The sequence below is a fragment of the Komagataeibacter oboediens genome, assembly GCF_003207815.1.
In the GTDB taxonomy this organism is placed as follows: Bacteria; Pseudomonadota; Alphaproteobacteria; order Acetobacterales; family Acetobacteraceae; genus Komagataeibacter; species Komagataeibacter oboediens.
Map to the genome: position 1 here is coordinate 1 of NZ_NKTX01000153.1, position 2,303 is coordinate 2,303.

Here is a 2,303-nt window from a genome sequence, read left to right on the forward strand (position 1 = left end):
TGACCACCTCGCGCATATCCGTCGTGCGAGGGCGACCGCCCCGTTTCGCAGGGGGCACAAATGGCACGATCAAAGCCCATTCCCCGTCCATCATATCCGATGGATATCGCAGTCCTTCCCGGCTATGTTCACGTCGGGCAATACCAGTCCATGTCACCATTCACTCCATCTCTTCGTAAAGACGGATGAATCACAACAGGCTGGTATTGTTCAAAAACTTTCGGATCAGGCTCTGACTAAAGAATAGCGCATTGATTCTAATGTATTATTATTTGCCACAATCTGCTGAGATTATAATGATCTGGACTAAAAACACCCGTGCGCAAGCCGAATTATCAGGCGCAGACGGTCGATCTCGAGACAAAAGTGGGCTGGTGCACCGCATACAGTTTACTATTCCTTGGCTGCATCCGCAAAAATTGAAGCATGGCGACTCCTATCGATCTCGTTATGAAGGGGGGCCTGACAATTTCCTACGGTCGCGCATGATAGCCTCGCCCAAAAGAGAACTAGGGCCTGTTAGATCTTGAATTTCTTCCCATATTGTAGGGATGGAAGAAGGAGACAGAACAGGCGCCTTTACGGACGAGACATGGGCGATCTGGGAACCTCTGGTTGAGGCGGTTCGCCCAAGGGGCAAGACGCCACCCCATGATCTGCGGCGTACGATAGCAGCAATTTTCTGGCGCCATGAGAATGGCGCGAAATGGCGGAGCATCCCCGCTGAACTGGGTCCATGGTGGCGGGCGGCGCAGCTTTTCATCCGCTGGTCGAAACTCGGCGTATGGGAACGCTTGCTCGAACTGGTTCAGGAACAACAGGGAGTGGCGTTCGGAATGACTTTTCTGGATGGTACGAACAACAGGGCTCACCACAAGGCGGCGGGAGCCCAAAAAAGGGGCCTCTTTCGAAGAACGGGACCATCGTGAAGCACTTGGCCGCTCTCGCGGCGGCTATGGCACGAAAGTCTGCGTGATCGCTGACGGACATGGAAAAGCCTTCGGTTTTGCGCTGGCCCCCGGACAGGCTCATGAACTGCCCCAGGCACCAGCCATGCTCGACAACCTCCCCTCCATTCCCCTGTGGGTAGTGGCGGACAAGGGCTACGCGTCTAACGCCTTTCGTGAACGGATATGGGACATGGGAGCCCGGCCCGCCATTCCTGCGAAACGACGCGATGGGTCGGTCGCCTGCCCAGAATGGGCCTATCGGTGTCGACATTTTGTCGAGAACCTCTGGGCTCGCCTCAAGGAGTGGGGTGCTGTCGCAACCAGATACGAAAAAACAGCAACGTCGTTCCTCGCGGTCATCCACATCGCTGCCGCAGCAGACTGGATCAAGCCCTAACAGGCCCTAATATGTTGCGAATAAAAATCTACCCGGCTGGAAATGGGGACGCGTTTCTTCTCAGTGTCGCAGGATCGAATGTACTTGTCGATGGTGGCTATGCCCAAACATTTGATGAGTATATTAAGTCGGATCTTTTGGAGATCGCACTTAAGGGCGAGCGTCTGGATCTGGTTATCGCAAGTCACATTGACGCAGATCATATCTCTGGTCTCATACGATTTCTAGTGGTAAACGAAACATCTACCGAGCCGAAGGTAGTGTAATCATCCGGCGAGAGACGCGGGCGTATTCAGGCGGCGATGGTATTGTGGACCTGCTGGTGGGCTTTCCAGTGCCAGGGCAGGAGTTCATGGAGGCGTGGATTGGGAATGTCATTGATCCGTGCCAGGACATCAGCGAGCCATGCATGGGGATCGACATCGTTCAGGCGCGCGGTGACGATCAGGGAATACATGGCGGCGGCGCGCTCTCCGCCACGATCGGACCCGGCGAACAACCAGGCTTTCCTGCCCAGGGCGATGCCGCGCAGGGCGCGTTCTGCTGCATTGTTTGAGAGGCAGATCCGGCCGTCAGTGAGGAATCGTGTGAATGTATCGGCACGTCTGAGAAAATAGTTCATGGCGTGGGCAACGGGATTTTTTGTCGACATGCGCCGGCAACACTCCCGCATCCAGTCGAACAGATCGTCGACCAGAGGGGCTATGTCTGTTTGACGGACTGCCAGCCGATGTTCTGGGGGCGTACCGTTGATGGTGCGCTCGGCCTGGAATATGGCGTCGATCCTGCCTACTGCCTCTATGGCGAGGGGCGCCTTGTCCCTCTCGGCGATTTTGAACAGCCCTCTGCGTCCGTGGGCCCAGCATCCGGCGGAGACAACCGGCGCGGGTTGGCGTCCCGGTTTCGCCAGAGTATTATAACCCGCATAGGCGTCTGACTGCAGAATGCCGGTCCAG

Annotated in this window: 3 protein-coding genes and 1 pseudogene; 2 read left to right on the plus strand and 2 right to left on the minus strand. The window is 56.1% G+C overall.

From position 1 onward, the window contains the following. Positions 1–160: pseudogene (locus CFR80_RS17760) on the minus strand (IS5/IS1182 family transposase); the annotation flags it as partial. 391 nt (positions 161–551) lie between these two features. Between CFR80_RS17760 and CFR80_RS17765 the strand changes: the two are divergent. Both CFR80_RS17765 and CFR80_RS20235 read left to right on the plus strand, forming a co-directional pair. Continuing rightward, a protein-coding gene (locus CFR80_RS17765) for an IS5 family transposase (protein WP_220032766.1) occupies positions 552–1,347 on the plus strand; the annotation gives its coding sequence in 2 pieces (ribosomal slippage) (positions 552–892 and positions 891–1,347; 798 coding nt in all). 11 nt (positions 1,348–1,358) lie between these two features. Beyond that, a complete protein-coding gene (locus tag CFR80_RS20235; RefSeq protein ID WP_220032767.1) occupies positions 1,359–1,613 on the plus strand; it encodes an MBL fold metallo-hydrolase in 255 nt (84 codons plus the stop codon). Positions 1,614–1,639: 26 nt separating this feature from the next. Here CFR80_RS20235 and tnpC read toward each other — a convergent pair. Next, positions 1,640–2,303 (minus strand): IS66 family transposase (tnpC, locus tag CFR80_RS17775; protein WP_110507826.1); only part of this gene is annotated, 664 nt, incomplete at its 5' end.

Coding starts and splice junctions, on each gene's coding strand:
- CFR80_RS20235 (WP_220032767.1), top strand. CDS start 1,359: ATGTTGCGAATAAAAATCTACCCGGCTGGAAATGGGGACGCGTTTCTT.